This window comes from Desulfoplanes sp. PS50 (assembly GCF_053851535.1).
The window spans coordinates 52,163-73,959 of the sequence record NZ_JBSPZA010000010.1; the positions used below are offsets into that span (position 1 = coordinate 52,163).

General features: G+C 54.3%; 21 protein-coding genes. 14 read left to right on the top strand and 7 right to left on the bottom strand.

Features of this window, described 5'->3' with window-relative positions:
• The first annotated feature begins 4 nt into the window (after positions 1-4).
• The 10 genes from ACTVJH_RS06430 to ansA all read left to right on the top strand — a co-directional run bounded on the left by ACTVJH_RS06430 (position 5) and on the right by ansA (position 11,376).
• Entirely contained in the window at positions 5-757 is a 753-nt protein-coding gene (locus ACTVJH_RS06430; protein WP_455988644.1) for a PTS system mannose/fructose/sorbose family transporter subunit IID, read from the top strand.
• A 115-nt stretch (positions 758-872) separates the two neighbouring features.
• Positions 873-1,157, top strand: coding sequence for an HPr family phosphocarrier protein (locus ACTVJH_RS06435; RefSeq protein WP_455988646.1), 285 nt, complete (start codon positions 873-875; stop codon positions 1,155-1,157).
• Positions 1,157-2,929, top strand: a complete 1,773-nt coding sequence (gene ptsP / locus ACTVJH_RS06440) for a phosphoenolpyruvate--protein phosphotransferase (protein ID WP_455988648.1) — start codon at positions 1,157-1,159, stop codon at positions 2,927-2,929. The genes ACTVJH_RS06435 and ptsP overlap by 1 nt, the downstream gene beginning before the upstream one ends.
• Positions 2,930-3,198: 269 nt before the next feature.
• Complete coding sequence (gene smpB / locus ACTVJH_RS06445; protein ID WP_455988650.1) at positions 3,199-3,666, top strand: SsrA-binding protein SmpB; 468 nt, start codon at positions 3,199-3,201, stop codon at positions 3,664-3,666.
• 318 nt (positions 3,667-3,984) lie between these two features.
• Positions 3,985-5,226, top strand: a complete 1,242-nt coding sequence (locus ACTVJH_RS06450; RefSeq protein ID WP_455988652.1) for an NAD(P)/FAD-dependent oxidoreductase — start codon at positions 3,985-3,987, stop codon at positions 5,224-5,226.
• Positions 5,227-5,372: 146 nt separating this feature from the next.
• On the top strand, positions 5,373-7,877 hold the full coding sequence (gene secA, locus ACTVJH_RS06455) for a preprotein translocase subunit SecA (protein ID WP_455988654.1): 2,505 nt from the start codon (positions 5,373-5,375) through the stop codon (positions 7,875-7,877).
• A gap of 122 nt (positions 7,878-7,999) precedes the next feature.
• The gene (argJ, locus tag ACTVJH_RS06460; protein ID WP_455988656.1) at positions 8,000-9,184 is read left to right on the top strand and encodes a bifunctional glutamate N-acetyltransferase/amino-acid acetyltransferase ArgJ; all 1,185 of its coding nucleotides are present in this window, start codon (positions 8,000-8,002) and stop codon (positions 9,182-9,184) included.
• Positions 9,185-9,291: 107 nt separating this feature from the next.
• Positions 9,292-9,489: a Trm112 family protein gene (locus ACTVJH_RS06465; RefSeq protein WP_455988658.1), complete on the top strand. Its 198-nt coding sequence runs from the start codon at positions 9,292-9,294 to the stop codon at positions 9,487-9,489.
• Positions 9,490-9,493: 4 nt separating this feature from the next.
• A complete protein-coding gene (locus ACTVJH_RS06470) occupies positions 9,494-10,324 on the top strand; it encodes a TatD family hydrolase (protein ID WP_455988660.1) in 831 nt (276 codons plus the stop codon).
• A 26-nt stretch (positions 10,325-10,350) separates the two neighbouring features.
• Complete coding sequence (ansA, locus tag ACTVJH_RS06475) at positions 10,351-11,376, top strand: asparaginase (protein ID WP_455988662.1); 1,026 nt, start codon at positions 10,351-10,353, stop codon at positions 11,374-11,376.
• A 40-nt stretch (positions 11,377-11,416) separates the two neighbouring features.
• Here the strand turns inward: ansA and ACTVJH_RS06480 are convergent, their stop codons facing one another.
• Positions 11,417-11,779, bottom strand: a complete 363-nt coding sequence (locus ACTVJH_RS06480; protein WP_455988664.1) for an Hsp20/alpha crystallin family protein — start codon at positions 11,777-11,779, stop codon at positions 11,417-11,419.
• 12 nt (positions 11,780-11,791) lie between these two features.
• Positions 11,792-12,205, bottom strand: a complete 414-nt coding sequence (locus ACTVJH_RS06485; RefSeq protein ID WP_455988666.1) for an Hsp20/alpha crystallin family protein — start codon at positions 12,203-12,205, stop codon at positions 11,792-11,794.
• A 669-nt stretch (positions 12,206-12,874) separates the two neighbouring features.
• Between ACTVJH_RS06485 and ACTVJH_RS06490 the strand changes: the two genes are divergently transcribed.
• From ACTVJH_RS06490 to ACTVJH_RS06505, 4 genes are all read left to right on the top strand, one after another.
• A complete protein-coding gene (locus ACTVJH_RS06490; protein ID WP_455988668.1) occupies positions 12,875-14,239 on the top strand; it encodes a Fic family protein in 1,365 nt (454 codons plus the stop codon).
• A 327-nt stretch (positions 14,240-14,566) separates the two neighbouring features.
• Positions 14,567-15,577, top strand: a complete 1,011-nt coding sequence (locus ACTVJH_RS06495; RefSeq protein WP_455988670.1) for a TRAP transporter substrate-binding protein — start codon at positions 14,567-14,569, stop codon at positions 15,575-15,577.
• A gap of 153 nt (positions 15,578-15,730) precedes the next feature.
• Positions 15,731-16,225, top strand: a complete 495-nt coding sequence (locus tag ACTVJH_RS06500; RefSeq protein ID WP_455988672.1) for a TRAP transporter small permease — start codon at positions 15,731-15,733, stop codon at positions 16,223-16,225.
• The gene (locus tag ACTVJH_RS06505; protein ID WP_455988674.1) at positions 16,222-17,511 is read left to right on the top strand and encodes a TRAP transporter large permease; all 1,290 of its coding nucleotides are present in this window, start codon (positions 16,222-16,224) and stop codon (positions 17,509-17,511) included. The genes ACTVJH_RS06500 and ACTVJH_RS06505 overlap by 4 nt, the downstream gene beginning before the upstream one ends.
• A gap of 171 nt (positions 17,512-17,682) precedes the next feature.
• Here the strand turns inward: ACTVJH_RS06505 and ACTVJH_RS06510 are convergent, their stop codons facing one another.
• The 5 genes from ACTVJH_RS06510 to ACTVJH_RS06530 all read right to left on the bottom strand — a co-directional run bounded on the left by ACTVJH_RS06510 (position 17,683) and on the right by ACTVJH_RS06530 (position 21,786).
• Positions 17,683-18,426: a hypothetical protein gene (locus ACTVJH_RS06510; protein WP_455988676.1), complete on the bottom strand. Its 744-nt coding sequence runs from the start codon at positions 18,424-18,426 to the stop codon at positions 17,683-17,685.
• Positions 18,427-18,566: 140 nt separating this feature from the next.
• Entirely contained in the window at positions 18,567-19,355 is a 789-nt protein-coding gene (locus tag ACTVJH_RS06515; RefSeq protein ID WP_455988678.1) for an ElyC/SanA/YdcF family protein, read from the bottom strand.
• Position 19,356: 1 nt separating this feature from the next.
• On the bottom strand, positions 19,357-20,409 hold the full coding sequence (aroC, locus tag ACTVJH_RS06520) for a chorismate synthase (protein WP_455988680.1): 1,053 nt from the start codon (positions 20,407-20,409) through the stop codon (positions 19,357-19,359).
• A 16-nt stretch (positions 20,410-20,425) separates the two neighbouring features.
• The gene (locus tag ACTVJH_RS06525; protein WP_455988682.1) at positions 20,426-21,022 is read right to left on the bottom strand and encodes a TrmH family RNA methyltransferase; all 597 of its coding nucleotides are present in this window, start codon (positions 21,020-21,022) and stop codon (positions 20,426-20,428) included.
• 5 nt (positions 21,023-21,027) lie between these two features.
• Entirely contained in the window at positions 21,028-21,786 is a 759-nt protein-coding gene (locus ACTVJH_RS06530) for a TlyA family RNA methyltransferase (protein ID WP_455988684.1), read from the bottom strand.
• Between the last annotated feature and the right edge of the window lie 11 nt (positions 21,787-21,797).

Genomic DNA, 21,797 nt, shown 5'->3' on the forward strand with positions numbered 1-21,797 from the left:
ACTCATGGTCAGCAGGGAACTCACCGTTTTCGTGCGCATGTTCTTGCGCACCTATCTGGTCGGGGCATGCATCAACACCCGCGGGATGCAGAATATCGGCCTTTCCTATGCCATGGATCCGGGCCTGCGTCTGCTCTACACTTCGGTGGATGACCTGCAAAAGGCCAGGAAACGGTATCTCAGGATTTACAACACCCACCCCTGCTGGACACCCCTTTTGGTCGGTCTGTTTTTCTACATGGAAAAGAAGATCCTCAAGGGACTTCTCCCGCCCAGGGCCCTTCCCAAGATGAAGAGCACCATCGCCTATACCCTCTCAGCAGTGGGCGATTCCCTGTTTGGCGGGAGCATCTATGTCTTCTGGTCCCTGTCGACCATGATTTTTCTGGCCCTGAAACTGGACTGGGTCGCTCTCGTTTGGGCGGTGACCTGGATCCTTATGCTTGAAGGGTTCAAGCTGTACACGTTCTGGAAGGGAATCAGCCAGGGAATACCCTTTTTAGCCCGACTCAAATCCTGGAATCTGATCAATTGGTCCGCCCGGATCAAGGTGGTCAATGCGGTGCTTCTTGTCATATTCTGGCTCATTGTCTGGCCGGGTCAGAAAACGCCCCTGTCATGGATTGTTGGAACCGCTGGAATTCTGTTTCTGGCCTGGCTGGGCACGCTCTTTTACCGGGCTCGGGAAGTGATCATCATCTTGTTGGCGGTCCTGGTCATGGCCATGCCGATGATACTTCCCTGGGTGCACGGCTGACCGGCTGGAGACGCCGGGCAGTTCGAGCACGTCGTTTTTATTACAAATCTGCCGTTTTCGGACAGTGAATCATATCCGGGATGGGTCGGTGGAAAACGATATACGGAGTGGTTACGTGTGTGATGGTGTTGTTCTTGAAAAAACCATAAGCGTGCGCAATGAGCTCGGGCTTCATGCCCGGCCGGCGGCGCAACTGGCCCAGATTGCCCAGAAATATGCTGCAACCATCAAGATTGTCCTGGATGAGCGGGAAATCGATGCCAAATCCATTCTGGATATTTTGAGTCTGGCTGCCCAAAGGGGGACGGATTTGTGCATCAAGGCTTGGGGAAGTGATGCCGACGAGGCCGTGACCAACATTGTTCGTCTTTTTGAGGAGCGTTTTGGAGAGGATCGCTGATGGCAAAACATGTACTGACCGGAATACCCGTTTCCTCGGGAATCGCCATAGGCAGGGCGTTTTTTCTGAACAAGAACAGAATGTCCCAGGCCCCTCGCCAGGCAGTCAGGGAAGAGCTTGTCGAGCAGGAACAGGAGCGTCTCAAAACGGCCATCGGACTGGCGTTTGATGAGCTCGAGCGTATCCGGTCGAATGTGCCCCGCGAACTTCAGGAGCACGGCGCCCTCATCGATTCCTATCTGATGATCCTAAAAGACCGTAAGCTCAGCGAAAATGCCATGAACTATATCGCTGATCTCAGGATCAACGCTGAATGGGCCCTTGAAAAGGCGGTCGATGATGTTGAAAAAATGTTCAGCACCATTGATGACGAGTACATCCGGGCGAGGATGCAGGATGTCAAGCTGGTCTCTCAGCGGGTCATGAACCAGTTTACCGGCCAGGATCAGGAGATGACCGAGGTGAGTCACCGGGTCATCCTCATGGCCCATGATCTGACAGCTGCCGACACCATCGAGCTGGAAGTGAACAAAATCATGGCCTTTGCCACGGTCATGGGTGGAAAAACCTCCCATGCAGGTATCCTGGCTAGATCCTTGCAAATTCCCGCCGTTGTCGGTGTGGAGGAACTCGACGGGATTGTCGAGGATGACCAGATCGTTATTCTGGATGGCTTCAACGGGCGCATTTTGATCCAGCCCACTGAGGACGAACTCGGCAAGTACACGGATCTGCAGTACCGATTCGAGGATTATCAACGCAGTCTTTCCCGGGTCTGCCATCTTCCCGGGGAGACCCGGGACGGATATCATGTGGATGTACTTGCCAATATCGAGCTCTTTGAAGAGGTCACCTCGGTGATCGATAACGGCGGGGAGGGGATCGGGCTGTACCGAACCGAGTACAACTACATGAACCGGACCTCGTTTCCCACTGAAGCGGAACTGATCGAGATTTACAGCGAACTGGCAGAAATCATGGCCCCGGCCAAGGTGATCATCCGAACCCTGGATCTGGGTGCGGACAAGGTCGCTTTTTTCGGTTCCCTGGAAGAGGCCAATCCCGCCATGGGGCTGCGGGCGATCCGGTTTTGCATGTCCCACAAGGAAATTTTCAAGACCCAGCTTCGGGCCATCCTTCGCGCCGGGATCAAGGGCAATGTGTCTATCATGTTTCCCATGATTTCCGGGCTCCATGAACTCAAGGAGGTCAAGTCCTTCTATTTTCAGGTCAAGGAGGAGCTGCGCAAGGAGGGGGTGGCCTACAATCCGGATATCCCCCTTGGGATCATGGTCGAGGTCCCTGCTGCTGTGACCGTGGCCGATTCCCTGGCCCAGGAAGTGGATTTTTTTTCCATCGGCACCAACGACCTCATCCAGTATTGCCTGGGCATTGACCGGACCAACAAGCATGTGGACTATCTCTACCAGCCTCTGCATCCGGCCGTGGTCACAAGCATCAAATCGGTCATCGATGCCGCCCACCAGGCCGGGATCGAGGTCAGCGTGTGCGGTGAAATGGCCGCGGATCCCTTTTGTGTGCCCATTCTCATGGGCATGCAGGTGGACAGCATCAGCCTGACCCCCCAGGCCATTCCGGGTATCAAGCGGATCATTCGCCAGGTGACCATGGAAGACTGCAAATATCTTTTAAAGGAGGTTCTGGAAAGCGATTCCGTGGCCGGGAGCAATGTCCTGGTCAAGGAGATGATCTTCCGGCGCTTTCCCGACGAGCTCATGTTCTATACCTCGCTTCTGGACGGGGATAGATAGGAATGAAGTGAGCAGGAGGCAGGAGGCAGGGCGCAGGAGGCAGGGCGCAGGAAGGGCTGGTTTTTCGACGTGAAAAGGGGAGATCCCTTTTTTTGGCCGGGGCTTTTTGTGAATGATCGTGGGGGAAGGGGTTTACTTCTCTTCGTATGATCTTACCTGCTTGTTTGGGTTTTCAAATCAGGCGTTTCATACACATTATCCAGGAACAGCCATCAAACTGCGCACTGTGTACTGCGTACTGTGCACTGCGACGCACTCTTGGTCTTTTTATGTCAAACTCATCAGGCAAGATAAAAATTATCGGGCTGAACAGAAAGGCCCGTCATCTCTACGAACTCGAGGAGTTTATCGAGGCGGGCATGGTGCTGACCGGTTCCGAGGTCAAGTCGTTGCGCGAGGGGCGAATCAGCTTCATGGACGGGTATGTGAACTTTCAGGGAGACGAAGCCTTTCTGATCGGGGTACACATCGCCGAGTACGAGAATGCCGGGTACGCCCAGCATATCCCGGATCGTCCGCGCAAGCTGCTCATGCACAAACGCGAAATCCAGGGGCTGATGAAGAAGGTGGAACAAAAAGGCCTGACCGTGGTTCCTACAAAAATCTATTTCAAGAATGGTCGGATCAAACTTGAACTCGCTCTGGGCCGGGGCAAGAAACTTCACGACCACAGGCAGGATCTCAAGGAACGCGCTGTCAAACGGGACACAGCCCGGGAGATGGCGGGGAAAGGGTAACAAAGTGCAAAAATAAGAAGTTCGCAGGGCACAGTGAAAAAATAAGAAGTGCGCAGGACACAGTGCGCAGTGCGCAGTGAAAAAATAAGAAGTGCGCAGGACACAGTGCGCAGTGCGCAGTTTTATTTCTTTTGCAATTCGATCCAGTACGAGTGAACGCTTTCAGGAAATCCACTCGTCCCGAGTAAAGCTTTTCACTGTGTACTGCGCACTGTGTACTGTGCCCTGCTGCGTTTTGCGCACTCAAATCACTATGTACTGAGTTAGTTTGTCCGTCTCCTGCTCGTCATCGTCTCAATTCGAGGAATCGTATTACCTATGTCTTTACCCATCATCATAATCGGCGGCGGTGCCGCAGGGCTCTTGGCTGGAATAGCTGCTGCCCGTCAGGGCAGGCCAGTCACGATTCTCGAGAAAAAGGATCGGGTCGGGCGGAAGCTGGCCATTACCGGAAAAGGGCGGTGCAATGTCTGCAATGCGGCATCCATGAAGGAGGCTATCGGCCATTTCTTCCCCCATGGTAAATTTCTGTATCAATGCTTTTCCCGTTTCTATACCTCGGAATTGATCGCTTTGCTTGAGGAGAACGAGGTCACGGTGAAGACTGAACGGGGCGGGCGCATGTTCCCTGAAAGCGACAGGGCCGGGGATGTCATCGCTGCGTTGACCCGGTTGTTTACGCAGCAAGGCGGGGTGATAAGGACCTCGACATCGGTCATGGGACTGCTCGTAACAGACGGGATCTGCCGCGGGGTAATCACCGAGGATGGGCGTGAATTCAATGGTTCCGCGATCATCCTGACCACTGGCGGGGCCTCCTATCCGGCAACGGGTTCCACTGGAGACGGATATCGTCTGGCAACCATGGTCGGGCATACCATTATTCCCATCCGTCCCGCATTGATCCCTTTGGTCACGGCCGGGGAAACCGCCAGGCGCCTGCAGGGACTGGCCCTTAAAAATATCCAGGTCAATGTCTGGATGGACGGGAAAAAAGCTGATTCCCTGTTCGGAGAGATGCTTTTTACCCATTTCGGGGTTTCAGGTCCGGTCATTTTGACCTTGAGTCACAAGGTGGTGCAGGGACTCGAGGCGGACAAAGAGATCAGGCTGACCATCGACCTCAAGCCCGCTCTGGATCACAAGCAGCTCGATGTCCGACTTCTGCGCGATATCGATACCTTTGGAAAGAAAAAGACCAAAACGCTTTTCAAGGGCCTGTTGCCGGCCTCGCTCATCCCTGTCTGTCTGGATGAACTCGGCCTGGATCCTGATCTTCCAGCCCATCAGATTACTGCGCAGCAGCGCAAGAAACTGCGGAACTGGCTCAAGGAGTTTTCGCTGATCGTCACTGGTCATCGTCCCTTGCGGGAGGCCATTATCACCGCCGGCGGTATCGCTACCCGGGAGATCGATCCCAAGACTATGGAATCGAAGATCTGTCCCGGGCTTTTCTGTGCCGGCGAGGTCCTTGATATCCAGGCAGACACCGGCGGATTCAATCTGATGGCCGCATTTTCAACGGGCTGGATGGCTGGAAAGAGCGCAGCGAGCACGTGATTGTAAACCACGGGGTTTTGGTTTAGACGGCTCTTCCACCCTAGGTGGCATGCCGGTGCGATACGTCGGCAACCTCAAAGGTTTTGTTTGCAACTGGTTGTATCATCAAGACAGCGTCTCATCATCTAACACACTATACACATACTATGTTTGGAATCGTCAAAAAAGTATTCGGCTCGAAAAACGAGCGGTTTTTGAAAAAACTCCGTCCGATGGTGGAGCGGATCAATGCCCTGGAGCCCCAGTTCACCGGACTGGACGATCAGGAGTTTCCCCAAAAGATTGCGGCCTGGAAAGAAGAGGTTGCCAAAGGGAAATCCCTTGATGCGCTTCTGCCCGAAGTCTATGCCCTGGTCCGTGAAGCGAGCAAGCGGGTCCTTGAGATGCGGCATTTCGACTGTCAGCTGGTCGGAGGGGTCATTCTGCATCAGGGCAAGATCGCGGAAATGAAGACCGGTGAAGGAAAAACCCTGGTCGCCACACTGCCCGTTGTCTTAAACACCTTGACGGGCAAGGGCGTTCACCTGATCACGGTGAACGATTACCTGGCCCGCCGTGACGCCGAGTGGATGGGCAAACTGTACAATTTCCTCGGCCTTACTGTTGGGGTCATTGTCCACGGGCTCGATGACGCCCAGCGCAAGGAAGCCTATAACGCGGATATTACCTATGGGACGAACAACGAATTCGGGTTCGACTATCTGCGCGACAATATGAAATTTTACAAGGAGCAGCTGGTTCAGCGCGATCTCAACTACGCCATTGTGGATGAGGTCGACTCCATTCTCATCGATGAGGCCAGAACACCGCTGATCATCTCCGGACCGGGCGAGGAATCGACCTCCCTGTACGGGCGGATCAACGCGATCATCCCCCTGCTGAAAAAAGAGACCGACTATACCGTGGACGAAAAGGCCAAGACCGCCATGCTCACGGATGACGGCGTGGCCCGGTGCGAAGAGATCCTCAAGGTGGACAACCTCTTCGATCCGGCCAACATCACCCTGCAGCATCATATTCTGCAGGCGCTCAAGGCCCATGCCATGTTTGCCCGCGACGTGGACTACATCGTCAAGGACGGCCAGGTCGTCATTGTCGACGAGTTCACCGGTCGGCTCATGCCGGGCCGGCGCTACAGCGACGGACTGCACCAGGCTTTGGAGGCCAAGGAGCATGTCAAGGTCGAGGCGGAGAACCAGACCCTGGCCTCGATCACCTTTCAGAATTATTTCCGCATGTACGATAAACTGGCCGGGATGACCGGAACAGCCGATACCGAGGCCGTGGAATTCCGCCAGATCTACAACCTGGACGTCATGGTCATCCCGACCAACCAGCCGATGCAGCGCAAGGATTTTCCCGATGCCGTGTATCGCAATCAGGATGAGAAGTATGCGGCTATTGTTCAGGAGATCAACAAGCTGCACCACAAGGGGCAGCCTGTTCTTGTCGGGACGACATCCATTGAAAAGTCCGAGCTTATTTCCAACCAACTCAAGAAACTCCATGTCCCCCATTCAGTCCTCAATGCCAAACAGCATGAAATGGAGGCCGAGATCGTAGCCGAGGCCGGGCACAAGGGCAGGGTGACCATTGCCACGAATATGGCCGGTCGTGGAACCGATATCGTCCTTGGCGAGGGTGTCCGGGAGGTGGGCGGACTGCACATTTTAGGCACAGAGCGTCACGAATCCAGACGGATCGACAATCAGCTCAGAGGACGAAGCGGCCGTCAGGGCGATCCCGGGTCATCCCGGTTTTTTCTGGCCCTTGACGACGATCTTCTGCGTCTTTTTGGTTCGGACCGTATTGCCGGGCTCATGGACAAACTGGGCATGGAAGAAGGCCAGTCCATTGAAAACGCGATGATTTCCCGGGCCATTGAAAATGCCCAGCGCAAGGTTGAAGGACACAACTTCGACATCCGCAAGCAGCTTCTGGAATACGATGACGTCATGAATCAGCAGCGCACGGTTATCTATTCCCTGCGCCGGGATCTCATGACCACCACGGACATGGAAAACGTCATCGAAGAATTCATGGACGATGTCCTGGACGAGGTTTACGCGCCCATGGAATCCGGAAACCGGGATGACGCCGATGCAGAAACCCGGTCCATGATCCGCAGCAAGCTCGATGAAATTTTCAATCTGCGCAGGGCCGATCATTCCACGGAACTTCCCCACCGGGAAAAGGCCGTGGAGGGGATCATGTCTCTGTTCGCGGATTTGAAAAAGGATGCCGGGGACCAGTATGCCGAAATCCTGCGGTTCTTTCTTTTGGACAGCCTGGATCGGAACTGGAAGGAACATCTGCTGAACATGGATCACCTCAAAGAGGGGATCGGCCTTCGCGGATATGGGCAGAAGGATCCCAAGCAGGAGTACAAGCGGGAAGGATTTTCCCTGTTTCAGGATCTGCTGTTCAGGATCAAGGAAAACACCTTTCAGCCTCTGACCCGGCTGCAATTGCAGGTGGTTCGGGAAGAAGAGTTCAAGCACGAGGAACAAAAGGAGCTCCAATACGCCGGTGGTGAAGAACCCGGCCAGGAGAAAAAGGAACCGGTTCGCCGATCCGCGCCCAAAGTGGGACGCAACGATCCCTGTCCCTGCGGCAGCGGCAAGAAGTACAAACAGTGCTGCGGTCGATGATCCCTTTGTGTCCACACCTTGTGTTCAAGGGGTGAAACGAGTACAAACGCTCGGTCATGGTTACATGATCGGGCGTTTTTTTTTGCAGATCACGACAGATCATTTTATCAAGGAGTCGGAAGATGTTCGACCTGCCCAAAGGATACCGGTTCGCAGCTGTTGAAGCCGGATTCAAATATGCCAGCCGTTCTGATCTGAGTCTTGTTGTAAGCGACTGTCCGGCCGCCGCCGCCGGGGTTTTCACGACCAATCGGTTTCAGGCCGCCCCTGTCGTGGTTTCACAAAAATCCCTGGCCGATTCACCCACGGCCCGGGCCATCATGGTCAATGCGGGTCAGGCCAATGCCTGTACCGGCGAGGAAGGGATCCGCAGGTGCCTTGCCACCCGGGAGATGATTGCCTCCCCTTTGGGGATCGATCCAGAGGAGGTTCTGGTTGCCTCCACCGGGGTCATTGGTGACCACGTACCCATGGATCTGTTCGAGCAAGGGACACACGCCCTTGCTGACAATCTCGGACACAGTTCTTCCCTGGACATGGCCAAGGCCATCATGACCACGGACACCTTTCCCAAGCTGGTCACCACAACGGTTGCCCTGGAAAATGGCGAGACACGGCTTTTAGGATTCTGCAAGGGGGCGGGCATGATCTGCCCGAACATGGCCACCATGCTCGGGTTCGTCATCTGTGACGCACAGGTCGATCCCCTTTGGTGGCAAAAGGCGCTGCAAAAGGCTGTGGACACGAGCTTCAACGCCATCACCGTGGATGGAGACACCAGTACCAACGACTGCATCCTGGCCCTGGCCAACGGCTGCTCCGGGGTTAAGGTGGTTTCCCAAAATGACCAGCGGCTGCTCGCCGCCGGGTTGACTGATCTGTGCCGGGATCTGGCCTTTCGCATCGTTCAGGACGCCGAGGGAGGGACCAAGGTGCTGCGCATCCAGGTGGACGGGGCCAAAAGCCGGCAGCAGGCCGAGACTGTGGCCCGGGTGGTCGGTCATTCTCCCCTGGTCAAGACGGCCCTGTACGGCCAGGATCCTAATTGGGGCCGGATTGTGGCTGCAGTGGGACGTTCGGGGGCTGAGTTTGATCCCGGAGACGTCTGTGTAGCCATTGGCCAGACAATGATTTTTGACAAGGGTCAGCCCGTGGATGGAGATTGGGACAGTATTCTGGCACCGGTCTTGAAAAGAGATGAAGTCATTCTGCGAATTTCTCTGGGAACAGGACGGGGCAGATACGAACTTCTGGCCTCGGATCTCACCGAAGAGTATATCAGGATCAATGCTGACTATCGAACCTGAGGTGTACCGGTCTTGAGTGCATGGCAGCATGTGTGAGCGTGGTGGGCACATACGCGTGTCCTGTTTTTGTATACATTTGTATGACTATTTAGGCGTGGAGGAGAAGCATGGCACTGAACAAGGAACTTTTGGATATTCTGGCCTGTCCCGTTTGCAAGGGTCCGCTGGAGCTGACCGAACCCGAGGACGGATTGATCTGTCATGCCTGCAACAAGGTGTATCCCGTTCGAGAAGAGATTCCGGTGATGCTTGTGGATGAGGCCGTCAGTCTTGAGGACTGGCAGGCCGGGAAGAGGAACGCCTAGATCCATGGGGAAAAAGAAAAAACGTCCCCTGCCCCAGTCGCTGGAGCTTCCAAGGACAGGGATGGACGCCCATGCCCATCTCGATGCCCGGGAATTTGATGAGGATCTTGACGAGGTGCTCGATCGGGCCCGGGAATCCGGGCTTAATGGTGTGGCGACTATTTTTTTGGGACCTGACCCTTACGTGCGGGGAGTATCCAGATTTGCGGACCACAAGGATGTCGTTTTCCTCATGGGACTTCATCCCGAAGATGCGGGTACGGCCGATCCTAAGGATGTTTCCCGGATGGAAGGATTGTTTCGAAAGGACCCGAGACTCTGCGCCGTGGGCGAGATCGGGCTTGATTACTATTGGGACACGACCTTTAAAAGCGAGCAGCAACGCCTTTTCAGGGACCAGCTGCAGCTTGCCCGCGAACTGAGTCTCCCGGTGGCCATTCACTCCCGGGATGCCGAAGAGGACACGCTGAGCATCCTGCTGGACATGGGGTTTCACGATTACCCCCTGCAATGGCACTGTTTCGGGCAATCGCGGGATCTTGCCCGCGAACTCCTCTCTCACGGCTGGCAACTTTCCATCCCCGGGACCGTGACCTACACAAAAAACACCCGACTCATGGAAGCGGTCCGCGTGATTCCTCTTGATCGGATGTTCGTGGAAACGGATTGTCCCTATCTGGCGGCCGATCCCTACCGGGGAAAACGCAACGAACCCGCCCTGGTCGTTTTCACGGCCAGGAAGATCGCCGCGATCAAGGAACTTCCCGTGGAAGAAGTCTGGACAGCCTGCGGGGAAAACGCCAGACACTTTTTCGGGATCGATCAGCCCACGTAACCACGAGGCGGCAACAAGGAAATTCCATGAAACGGGTATATATCGTCTATACCGGCGGGACCATCGGCATGCGCCGAACCGATGAAGGGTATGCCCCGGCACCGGGGCATCTGGAGTCCCTGCTGGCAGGTTTTCCCGAGCTCAAGGATCCGTCCATGCCTGCCTATGCCATCCACGAGTATGATCCCCTTCTGGATTCCTCGAACATGGGTCCCGAGCATTGGCTGCTCATTGCCCGGGATATTCTGGACCACTATACGGACTATGACGGGTTCATTGTCCTGCATGGCACGGATACCATGGCTTACAGCGCCTCGGCCCTGGCCTTTATGCTCAACGGGATCGACAAGCCGGTCATATTGACCGGGTCCCAGATTCCTCTGTGCGAAGTACGAAGCGACGGCCGGGATAATCTGATCACCGCCATGATGATCATCGGGCAACATCCTGTGCCCGAGGTCTGCCTGTATTTTGGAAATCGACTGCTCCGGGGGTGCCGGGCCGTGAAGGTGAACGGCTCAGGGCTTCAGGCCTTTGATTCTCCCAATTTTCCTCCCCTGGGTACTGTTGGGATTCGCATCCGGATCAATCGTGATCTTGTCCATGCGTCCACCTCGCTGCTGCCGGAACTTTCCGGGACCTTAACGGATACCAGCGTGGGGGCCCTGCGTCTTTTTCCGGGTATTTCCATCAACATGATCACTGCCATGCTCGAGGCTCGCCTGCAGGGGCTGGTCATTCAGACCTACGGCATGGGCAATGGGCCGAGCGAGAACCGGCCGTTTATGCGCGCTCTTGAGAATGCTGTTGCCCGGGGAATGGTCATTGTCAATTGTACCCAATGTCTGAAGGGCGTGGTGGATCAGCAGGGATATGCAACCGGATATGCCCTTGGCAAAGCCGGACTGGTGAGCGGTTTTGACCTGACCGCCGAGGCCGCTCTGACCAAGCTCATCTATCTGTTTGGGCAGGGGTATGGTTCGGACGCGGTCAAAAAGATGATGGGCAAAAATTTGTGCGGGGAGATGACGCTTCCCGAAGATGGACGATAAAATAACCAAAAAGGGCCGGTCATTGACCGGCCCTTTTTGGTTATTCGGCGTGGATTTCGATTTTTTTGGGTTTGGCCTTTTCCGCCTTGGGAAGGTAGAGTTCTAGCACCCCGTTTTTCATGGTTGCCTTGATTTTTTCGGCGTCAACAGCATCGGAGATGGTGAACCGACGGACGTAGGTGCCGCTGCCGAATTCGATATGCACATCCTTGGCTGTTTCCTTGACAGAATATTCAGCCTTGCCGGAAATCTCCAACTCGTTTTCCTTGAGATCGATGACCAGATCCTCTTTGGCAACACCGGGAAGATCCATGAATATATGGAACCCGTCTTCGCGTTCAAGGATGTCCGAATCAGGATTGAACCGAGGGAGAGTGTCTTGTTTGGCAATGTCTTTGGTCATGATAGCCTCCCTTTACGATACCGTGATGTCGATTTTTTTAGGCTGGGCCTCTTCCGTCTTGGCCAGAACAATACTGAGAACCCCGTTTTTCATGGTGGCGGCAACTTTGTCAGGATTGACCGGGACGTTCAGGGTGATGATGCGTTGAAAATTACCCGTAGCTCGTTCCTGGCGGAAGTATTTCCCCGACTCGGAAGTTCTTTCTCCTTTAATGACGAGACTTCCATCTGTAAGAGTAAGATCGATGTCGCCGATCTCTACACCGGGGATTTCCGCAGATACATAAATGTTGGACTCATCCTCGCTGATGTTTACTGGAGGGTAAGACACTCTGCGTTGGGTAAAATAGAGAGGTTTGCGCATTTCTTCGAAAATCCTGTCAATCTGTGCGGGTAAGTCATAGTACGTGCTAAAATCTATAACCATAATGCACCTCCTTTTTTTGATTACAAAGAGAAATAAACATCAATCTTCAGTCGTCAAGACAAAAATGCATAAATTTTGTGACCACCCGGGTAGAAAGGCGGCTGCTGGTGTCGGATACGCGTAACCGACCACAGGGCGGCCCAAAAAGGCTCAAGAAATGCTGCCGCCATCAAAAGCCGTATGCTGTTATCTTTTCGAAAGAAATCAGAGGGGATCATCAAAATCCCCCCTGTGTCAGGGAGATTGTCGTCCACCTTCATCAGATTCTTTTCTGATTGCCCACACGAAACATCAAGGAGCCAAGAAAACACCCTCCTCACATTTTTTTTCGGAGGGTTTTTTCTTGGCTCCAGACATATAGCTTTTCGTTGTATTCAGGATGATTGGTTTCTGTGGTCAAATTTTTTGTATCTTTACGAACTCGACCTTCAGGGTTAATCACTCAGAAACTGCCAAAAATAATGTAATATCAACAAGTTGTGCTTTAATTTTTTGTAAGACCCCCATTGTGTATTTTGCAGCTGCCCCTGGATTTTTTCTCAGAGCATTTTAACTAACAAATTGGTCTGCCAGTCTGAATGACAAAACTTGTATAATTATTTAAAATCGATTATAAAAAATTGTCACACGATGAGTTTTTAAATGACAAGGTTAACGGTGGAGGCAAAAATGGCCTTACAGAAAAAATTACAGAACAGCCTGTTGGAGTATCTGGCCAAACGAAATAAAAATGTAAAATTTGCAGAACTATCCAAAGAGTTTGAGGAAAAGGCATCGGACCGGACAATTTTCAGGGCCCTTGCAGAGCTCGAAAAAAACGGTCGTATCCTTCGAAAAGGTACCAAGAGACACTATCTCTATTCCGTGTCTCAGAAGGATACACGAGATGAACCGGCTCAAGATTTCATGAATTGGTCTATTCCTCTGAGTGCAGAGGCCCGCGAGACGATTCGACTGGTATCTCGGCCCAAAGAACAGCGAATGCCGGTGGGATACAATCGGGATTTCATCGGGGCGTATACCCCCAACGAGACATTCTATTTGCCTGAAAAGGCGCGCGCTGCCCTGAAGTGGATGGGTGAGCCATTTGAAGATGCAGGCGCTTCAGGAGTAACGTTTCTACGTAGGATCTATCAGCGCTTGCTGATCGATCTATCCTTTGCATCTTCTCGGCTCGAAGGAAATACCTATTCCCTGCTCGACACAAAGCGGCTTTTGGAATTGGGGGAAATGGCAGAGGGCAAGGGCGCTGAAGAAGCCACCATGATTCTCAATCACCGTGACGCGATTTCATATATGATAGAGAATAAGGAGAGCCTCGAGGTTGGCAGAATTGACCTCCTTAATTTGCATGGGATTTTGTCCCGTGATCTTATGGGCGATCCAGGAGATGAAGGACGTCTGCGAAATAAAATCATCGAAATAGGCAAAAGTGTGTATCAGCCGCCTTCTATTCCGCAGGTCATACAGGAAATTTTTGAAGAAATTTTAGAGAAAGGGATACACATTAAAGATCCGATTGAGCAGTCATTCTTTCTAATGGTCCACTTGCCATATCTTCAGCCGTTCACAGATGTTAATAAAAGAACTTCACGGCTTGCGGCAAATATCCCGCTCATTAAAGCGGACCTTAGTCCCCTGTCTTTTTTGGACGTTCCCAAGGATTTGTATATACAGGGAATAATGGGCATATACGAGAATAACAGAGTTGATTTACTCCGCGATATCTATTTTTGGTCGTATGAGCGATCTTGTAATCACTATAAAGCTCAGAAGCATGAATTACGGCTGTCTAGGCGAGAGCGTTTGACATACCGGGATGAAATAACAAAGGTTACCCGTAGTATTGTGAAAAACAAACTTAAACCAAACAGTGTAGTCATTTTTGATTTGGCAGATGGCAGGGTCCCTGTTGGGGATAAAGAAATTTTCGTTAAAATGATTCAAGAAAATCTCAATTATCTCCATGAGGGCAATATCGCCAGGTATGGTATCCATCCTAGCGAATATTATGCCTGGAAAAATGATCAATAACGTGAAGATCAAAAAAAGTGCGGAATCAGCAATGAGGGGACATGGATCCAGACGTGTCGGGTTCAGAAAATTTTTATCGGTTGACATGGATTCCTGCGTCCGGCTATAGGCATGTGCTATGATTTCATACTCGGCCACCGATATCCACGCTCTCGTTGCCTCCAATTCCTGGTGGTGGTGGCATGCGTCCTGTGGTCGAGTATACGGCATGGTCTAATCACTATCACTTATCGCCGTCACAAGGGCCGCAGGAAGAGCATTCCGGCGGCCCTTTTTTATGCTTCCGACGGAACGCGGCTGTTACGACGCACAAGACATGGAGGGGTTATGTTCCGCATCATTGGTTCGCTTGTCGTGTGTTTTCTGGTTTTCGGATTGCCTGGCGTGTCAGCAGTCCATGCTGGGCCGGTCACCTTGCGCTATGCCAATTTTCCACCGGCTTCCACCTTCCCCTGCGTCCAGATGGAGCGGTGGAAAGAAGAGGTGGAAAAACGCACCAACGGGCAGGTGGCCATCCAGACCTATCCGGGCGGGACATTGCTCGGGGCCAAGAACATGCTCAGGGGGGTCATGAAGGGACAGGCCGACATCGGATGCCTGTGCATGTCCTACCAGCCGGGGGTCTTTCCCATGACCACGGTCACCGAACTCCCCGTGGGGTTTGCATCCTCGGCCGTGGCTTCGAGGGTCCTTTACGATCTCTACCAGATGCATAGGCCAAAAGAGTTTGCCAAGGTCAAGGTCCTGGCCATGTTCACTACCGCGCCCACGAACATCATGAGCAAGGTTCCCGTCAACACGGCCGCGGATCTCAAGGGACTGGAACTGCGCGCTTCGGGCATGGCCTCGCGGGTTCTCGATCGTCTCGGGGCCATCCCGGTATCCATGCCCATGCCCGAGACCCCGGAGGCCTTGCAGAAAGGGTTGGTCAAGGGGCTGATGTCGTCCCTTGAGGTGATGAAGGACATGAACTTTGCAGAATACTGTCCCTATGTGACACGCACGGAATTTCAGGTCTATCCCTTTGCCGTGGTCATGAACCAGCGAGCCTTTGACAGCCTCCCCGATACGGTCAAAAAGGTCATGGACGACCTGGCCCGGGAGCAATCGGCATGGACAGGGGAATATATGGATCAGCATGTCCTCGACTCCCTGGCCTGGTCCGAAAAGACCTACGGGCTCACGACCATCACCCTTGATGAGAAACAGCACGAAGCCATGCACCAACAGCTTGTCCCCCTGATCGACGAGTGGAAGACCCGGGCGGCAGAAAAGGGTGTGGACGGGGAAGCCGTTCTTGCCGATCTCTATCGGCTCAAGGCTACGTATCAGAAATAAATACCAGCGAGTGCGCAGAACAACGGCATGTTTCAATCGAGGCAGGCGTGTCTGTTTTTCGCCTGATTCTCTGTGTACAAAGGGGCATTCTCATAATGCCCCTTTGTACACAGAGAATCAGGCGATCACACCCTCAATCCGACAATAAAGAAAATGAAACGAGTGCAGGGATATATCGATCTGATCAACCGGTTTCTGTTCTGCCTGGCCGGACTGTGCCTCATGGGCATGGTCGTCCTGGCCTGCTCGAACATGGTCTTTCGTTTTTTCGGCTACCCTATCAAGGGGACCTTTGAGCTGATGGGGTTTCTCGGGGCCATGGTCGCCGGACTCGCCCTGGCCGGGACCCAGGCGGGCAAGGGGCATATCGTGATTACCATTTTTCAAGACCGCTTTCCCCGGTGGATGCGCAAGATTCTCGACGTGACGACATCGTTTGCGTGCCTGATTTTTTTCGGATTGATTGCCTGGCAGACCTGGAATCTGGCCTTTTCCATCCGTGAATTCGAAGAGGTTTCCGAGACCCTGCATATCATCTACTATCCCTTTATCCTGGTGATCTTTCTGGGACTCATTGCCCTGGTGATTCAGATACTCATGGAAACGATTCTGATTGGTTGCAATAAGAAAGAGGAGGGCTCGTCGTGAGTCTGACCATGCTCGGGCTTATGGGAATCGGCATCCTGTTGGCCATGATTTTCCTGCTGCGTATTCCTGTGGGCTTTGCCATGGGAATTGTCGGCTTCTGCGGCTTCTGGGCCGTCCTGGATATGCCGGCCGCTCTGGGGATGATCGGGGACGAGACCTGGAAGGTGTTTTCCTCCTACGGACTCACTGTCATTCCCCTGTTCATCCTCATGGGACAGATCTGCTTTTATTCGGGTCTCAATGAACGCCTGTACCGGACCGCCTATGCGTGGATGGGACCGGTACGCGGCGGCGTGGCCATGGCCACGGTACTCGCCTGCGCCGGGTTTGCGGCCATCTCGGGCTCGAACACGGCCACCGCAGCGACCATGAGTTCCGTGGCCCTGCCCCAGATGAAGAAATACGGGTATGATCCCATCCTGAGTACAGGTGCCGTGGCCGCTGCCTCGACCCTGGGGGCGGTCATTCCTCCAAGTATCGTACTCATTGTCATCGGCTTGCAGACCGGCCAATCCATTGCCGCGCTTTTCTGGGCCGCTTTGATTCCCGGGCTTTTGCTCGTGGCATTTTTTCTCATCCGCATCGTCATGGTCTGCAAAAAACATCCGGGCCTCGGGCCTGCCGGTCCGAAAACCGGATGGGGGGAAAAGATCCGTTCCCTGCGAGGGTCTTTGGAGATGGTCGTCCTGTTCGCTCTGGTCATGGGCGGGCTTCTTGCCGGATTGTTCACCCCCTCCGAGGCTGGAGCCGCCGGTGCCGCCTTGGCCCTTGTGGTCAGCCTGGTCGGCGGGAATCTGACCTGGGAGCGGCTTGTCAAATCGATCAAGGATACCCTGACCATCTCCTGCATGATCATGACTATTGTTCTGGGAGCGGTCATCTTTGGCCGGTTTCTGGCCGTGACCCGGATTCCCTTTACCCTTGCCTCGCAGGTGGCCGAGCTGGCCTTTCCTCCTCTGGTCATTTTGGGGCTTATCTGCCTTTTATACATCCTGGGCGGGGCGATCATGGACGCTTTGGCCCTGCTTATCATCACCATCCCCATTTTTTTCCCGGTCGCCGAATCCCTGGGGTATGACCCTTTGTGGTTTTCCGTGGTGGTCACCGTGGTCACGACCATGGGGGCGATCACGCCTCCTGTCGGGGTGAATACCTTCATTGTTTCGGCCATGGCCAGGGACGTGCCCCTCTCCGATGTGTTCAAGGGAGTGGCAATGTTTTTGCCGTGTTATCTGGTTTGTCTGGCTATTCTGATTTTCTGGCCGGGCATGCTTACCATCTTTTAGTACCTTACGCGTGTAAGTCTGCCATAAAAAACAAGAAAATTTTATAACAGCTTGAACTTAAAGCTTAAAACCTAAAACTGCGGCTTGGCCGCATAGAATTTTTTTTGTTCCATCAAAAAGCCGGTCTGCAATGCAGACCGGCTTTTTGATTTCGTACGAAAGAGTGAGGGACTATTCGTCGGGCTGAAAGAGAGATTCGACCTGCTGGATGCGTCCTTCCTGCTTGAGGGAGGTAATGGCCTGCCCGATTTTTTCAAGGTCTTCCGGGGTACATGGTCCTTTGGGCTTACACCGTTTGCACAGACCGTGGAGAATGATCTTTTCGCCATCGCCCTCTTCCGCCTGGAAGGCACCCACGGCCACGGCCGGGCTGTGGCAGACCACGCAGGATTCGATCTCCAGCTGGGCCTTGGTCAGATGGACAGTGGTCTTGTATTCGTCCTCTTTGAAAATAGGGCAGTACAGGGCGCAGATGGCACAGGATCGGATGGTCTCTTTTTCCATGGCCGCAAAGGTTTCGTGTTCCCTGCAGGCTGTTTCGTCCGGGACAAGGGCGGGATGGCGCGCAAGGGCCTCTTCCTTGGGCAGGGGCACGATGAGCTCGAAATGGTCGTCGGGCAGGATGTCTTCCTTTTCGATCCGTCCGAACAGACCGAGTTTTCTGGCCAGCTGCTCTTCGGGTTCGATGATCCGATCCACGAACAACGGCCAGAAAGGTAGTCCTATCCGGCGCCCCAGGGCCTGCTGGAAGTTCTGCTTGGCCTCGGGTTCCAGGGAATAGAAGTCAGCCAGTTCGCTGGCCGGAATTTCCACCTTGGGTTCACGCCCTATCATATCCTGGACATAAAAATAGACATTTTCGTTTTCGTCTATGGTCACTTTCCAGCGTTGGTCTTTGAGATCGGTAAGAAACATGGTTGCTCCTTGATTGGTTCGAAGAAGACGGATGCATACGACGTTTAAAGGACAAAGACAAATCCCAAACCGTGCAGATCGCATCTAGCGGCTGCACACTGCATACAAACTCTGGTCGATGGATGTGCTGAGACGGCCGGTCAGATAAGACCGCGAAAAGAGGCCCAGGCAAGGCCCATGTACTCGTAGATGGCCCGTTCGGATCGGAGCAGATTGTCAGCTGAGGGGAGGAAATCCTGATAGGAAATCCCGGAGGATGTCTTGCACAGGTATCCGGCTGGCGCGGGAACAGGAGAAAGTCCCTGCTTGATGAACAAGCGCAGGGCTCGGTGGAGATGGGAAGCCGACGTGACCAGGATCATGTGACCGTTCTTTGGGATGATTCCCGCGCACATGCGGGCCTCGTCCGGAGTATCCTTGGCCTGGCCCACAAGGGTTATTCTGGATTCGTCCACGCCGAAATCCATGGCGGTTCGGGCCATGATCTCTGCAGTGGAGTCAAAATCACCGGGGCTGCCAACTCCGGTGAAGACCATGCGGGCCTCTGGAAAGAGCCGGGAGAGTCTGACCCCTTCGACAACGCGGGAGAGGGAGTTCTCTGCCAGCCGGGAGTTGGAGGGACGGTGTTTTGTGGGGATGGTTCCTCCCCCGAGTACCACGATCCAGTCGATCCGCGGGAGCTCTTCCTCCTCAGAGAGTTCTGCAAAGGCCGGGGGATACATGGTTTCCAAAGGTCGCAGCAGCAGACAGGACGGCCCCTGAAGACTAAACAGCAGCAGCAGCCCGGTTCCGGTGATCATGCACAGGGCGGCTGTTTTTTTTGCCCGGGTGATCAGCTGGAGAAAGATCCCAAGGAACAGAAGTTCCAGACACAGGGGGATGGGAAAGAAAAGGCGGGAGACCAGTTTTTTGAGGACAAACAGATCCATGTCATCTCCTGGCTCTGTGCATGAGAAGCATGTCCGCAAGGGTCATGGCAGCCATGGCCCTGAGAACGGGAACCACCCGGGGAATGGCGCAGATGTCATGGCGGCCGCCAATGGCAATGGTTTGCTCGTTGCCTTTGCGGTCAATGGTCTGCTGCTTTTTGGCAATGGACGGGATGGGTTTGATGGCTGCCTGAACAACGATATCCTGTCCGCTGGATATCCCGGCCAGAATGCCGCCCGCATTATTGGAAAGAAATCCCTGGGGGGAGAGAGGATCGTTGTTCTCGCTTCCCAGACGCCGGGAGGCCTCAAAACCCGAGCCAATGGACACGCCCTTGACCGCACCCACGCTCATCAAGGCCTGGGCCAGGCGGGCGTCGAGTTTGTCAAAAACCGGTTCGCCCAGGCCGGCCGGAACGCCCTGGGCCCGAATGGCAACCACCCCGCCCAGGGTATCTCCCTGCTGTCTGACGGTATCGATGCGATCCTTCCAGGCGTCAATGATGTCAGGGTCGGCCGCAAAAAAGGGACGCGACTGCATGTCTTCCGGAATCAGGTTCGGGGCCACAATACCACCCAGCTCCACGGTATAGGCCATGACCCGGATGGATTCCCGGGCCAGGATCTGCTCGGCGACAGCCCCGGCAGCAACCCGGGAGACTGTTTCCCGGCCCGAGGATCGTCCGCCGCCCCGGTAGTCCCTGACTCCGTACTTGGCCTCGTAGGTATAGTCCCCGTGGCCGGGACGGAAGATTTCCTTGATTTGCGAGTAGTCCCTGGAACGCTGATCCGTGTTGGCTATGAAAAAACCGATGGAGGTTCCGGTTGTTTTTCCCTCGAACACCCCGGAGAGCAGGGCAATCCGGTCATCCTCCTTGCGGGCCGTTGCACCGTATCCCTGACCGGGTTTGCGGCGATCAAGGGCTTCTTGGATGATCGCCTCGTCAAGCTCGATGCCGGCCGGGCATCCGTCAACCACACCGCCAAGGCCGGGCCCGTGGGACTCGCCAAAGGTGGTCACCCGAAAGATGGTTCCAAAGCTGTTTCCGCTCATGCTTGATTTCCCAGGTTTATTTACTGGCCCATTCGGTCCGTAATTGTTGGAGTTCGTCGGTGGAAAAAGAGGGTTGGTCAAACATGCCGGCTGCTTCCCGCTGTCGCCAGGCCTCGTAGAGGATGATGGCCGCGGCCACGGAAACGTTCAGGCTCTGGACCATGCCGACCATGGGGATGTAGATTTCGCCGGGCACATGCATCTTGATGTCCTGGTCCATGCCCCGATGTTCGTTGCCAAGGACAATGGCTGTGGGTTGGGTGAAATCCCATTCGTGTACCGGTTTGGCTGCAGGTCCGAATCCGGTACCCAGACATTGGTACCCCTTTTCCCGAAACCCGGCGATCATGGCTTCGGCATCCTGGTGTCTGGTTCGGGTGATCCATTTGCGGGCCGAGGCCGAGGAACGTTTGCCAACGGCTGGAAACCGTTCCTTGGTATAATAGAGATGAACCCCGTACACCCCGAAGGCGTCGCAGCTTCGCAGGATGGCGGCCACGTTGTGGGGATCGTGAACGTTATTGATGACCAGGGTGAGGTCCTTCTGACGTTTGGAAAGGACTGTTTCAATACGCTGCCTGCGTTCATCGGTGAGAAAAGAAGTAGTATCCATCGAGGTTATATACGTGGGTGTTTGAAGTGGACGAGATATTCCTGATTGCCCTTGGGGCCCTTGATCATCGCCGGGATGGATCCCAGGGGGATGAGGCCGAGCTGGGAGGCCGCAAATTCCGTGATCGAGGCCACAACGCGTTCCTGGGTCTGGCGGGAAGCGACCACCCCATGGTCTGTCTGGCCGGCCTGGACCTCGAACTGCGGTTTGACCAGGGCGATGATCTCTCCTCCTGGTCGTAAAAACTGCAGGCAGGGCGGCAGAATCAGTTTCAGGGAGATAAATGAGCAGTCAATGACCACGAGATCCACCGGTTCGGGGATGAGATCAGCAGGTGCGGTTCGCAGATTGACCCGCTCCATAACGACAACCCTGGGGTCCTGACGAAGTTTCCAGTCAAGCTGCCCATACCCGACATCAACGGCATAGACCCTGGAGGCTCCGTGCTGCAGCAGGCAATCTGTGAACCCGCCGGTGGAGGCGCCCGCATCCAGGGCCACAGCTCCACCGAGATCCAGGGAGAAACGCTCCAGCGCTGTGAGCAGTTTGTATCCGCCCCGGCTGACAAACCGGGATTCCCCTTTTTTTTCCATGCGGGTATCCGCAGGAAAGGGTTCCCCGGGTTTGACAACAGGTAGCTTTTCTCCGTTTTGAAGTACCCTGAGCACCTGTCCGGCCATGATCAGCCGCATGGCTGCGCCCTGATCCGGTGCAAGTCCCTGCTCGACCAGGAGGTTGTCTGCGCGCAATTTTTTACGGGCCATGGAGAGAAAAG

Excerpts from the sequence above, each read along its gene's own strand:
- ACTVJH_RS06430 (WP_455988644.1), top strand. The coding sequence starts at position 5 with ATGGTCAGCAGGGAACTCACCGTTTTCGTGCGCATGTTCTTGCGCACC.
- ptsP (WP_455988648.1), top strand. The coding sequence starts at position 1,157 with ATGGCAAAACATGTACTGACCGGAATACCCGTTTCCTCGGGAATCGCC.
- smpB (WP_455988650.1), top strand. The coding sequence starts at position 3,199 with ATGTCAAACTCATCAGGCAAGATAAAAATTATCGGGCTGAACAGAAAG.
- ACTVJH_RS06450 (WP_455988652.1), top strand. The coding sequence starts at position 3,985 with ATGTCTTTACCCATCATCATAATCGGCGGCGGTGCCGCAGGGCTCTTG.
- secA (WP_455988654.1), top strand. The coding sequence starts at position 5,373 with ATGTTTGGAATCGTCAAAAAAGTATTCGGCTCGAAAAACGAGCGGTTT.
- argJ (WP_455988656.1), top strand. The coding sequence starts at position 8,000 with ATGTTCGACCTGCCCAAAGGATACCGGTTCGCAGCTGTTGAAGCCGGA.
- ACTVJH_RS06465 (WP_455988658.1), top strand. The coding sequence starts at position 9,292 with ATGGCACTGAACAAGGAACTTTTGGATATTCTGGCCTGTCCCGTTTGC.
- ACTVJH_RS06470 (WP_455988660.1), top strand. The coding sequence starts at position 9,494 with ATGGGGAAAAAGAAAAAACGTCCCCTGCCCCAGTCGCTGGAGCTTCCA.
- ansA (WP_455988662.1), top strand. The coding sequence starts at position 10,351 with ATGAAACGGGTATATATCGTCTATACCGGCGGGACCATCGGCATGCGC.
- ACTVJH_RS06480 (WP_455988664.1), bottom strand. The coding sequence starts at position 11,779 with ATGACCAAAGACATTGCCAAACAAGACACTCTCCCTCGGTTCAATCCT.
- ACTVJH_RS06485 (WP_455988666.1), bottom strand. The coding sequence starts at position 12,205 with ATGGTTATAGATTTTAGCACGTACTATGACTTACCCGCACAGATTGAC.
- ACTVJH_RS06490 (WP_455988668.1), top strand. The coding sequence starts at position 12,875 with ATGGCCTTACAGAAAAAATTACAGAACAGCCTGTTGGAGTATCTGGCC.
- ACTVJH_RS06495 (WP_455988670.1), top strand. The coding sequence starts at position 14,567 with ATGTTCCGCATCATTGGTTCGCTTGTCGTGTGTTTTCTGGTTTTCGGA.
- ACTVJH_RS06500 (WP_455988672.1), top strand. The coding sequence starts at position 15,731 with ATGAAACGAGTGCAGGGATATATCGATCTGATCAACCGGTTTCTGTTC.
- ACTVJH_RS06510 (WP_455988676.1), bottom strand. The coding sequence starts at position 18,426 with ATGTTTCTTACCGATCTCAAAGACCAACGCTGGAAAGTGACCATAGAC.
- ACTVJH_RS06515 (WP_455988678.1), bottom strand. The coding sequence starts at position 19,355 with ATGGATCTGTTTGTCCTCAAAAAACTGGTCTCCCGCCTTTTCTTTCCC.
- aroC (WP_455988680.1), bottom strand. The coding sequence starts at position 20,409 with ATGAGCGGAAACAGCTTTGGAACCATCTTTCGGGTGACCACCTTTGGC.
- ACTVJH_RS06525 (WP_455988682.1), bottom strand. The coding sequence starts at position 21,022 with ATGGATACTACTTCTTTTCTCACCGATGAACGCAGGCAGCGTATTGAA.
- ACTVJH_RS06530 (WP_455988684.1), bottom strand. The coding sequence starts at position 21,786 with ATGGCCCGTAAAAAATTGCGCGCAGACAACCTCCTGGTCGAGCAGGGA.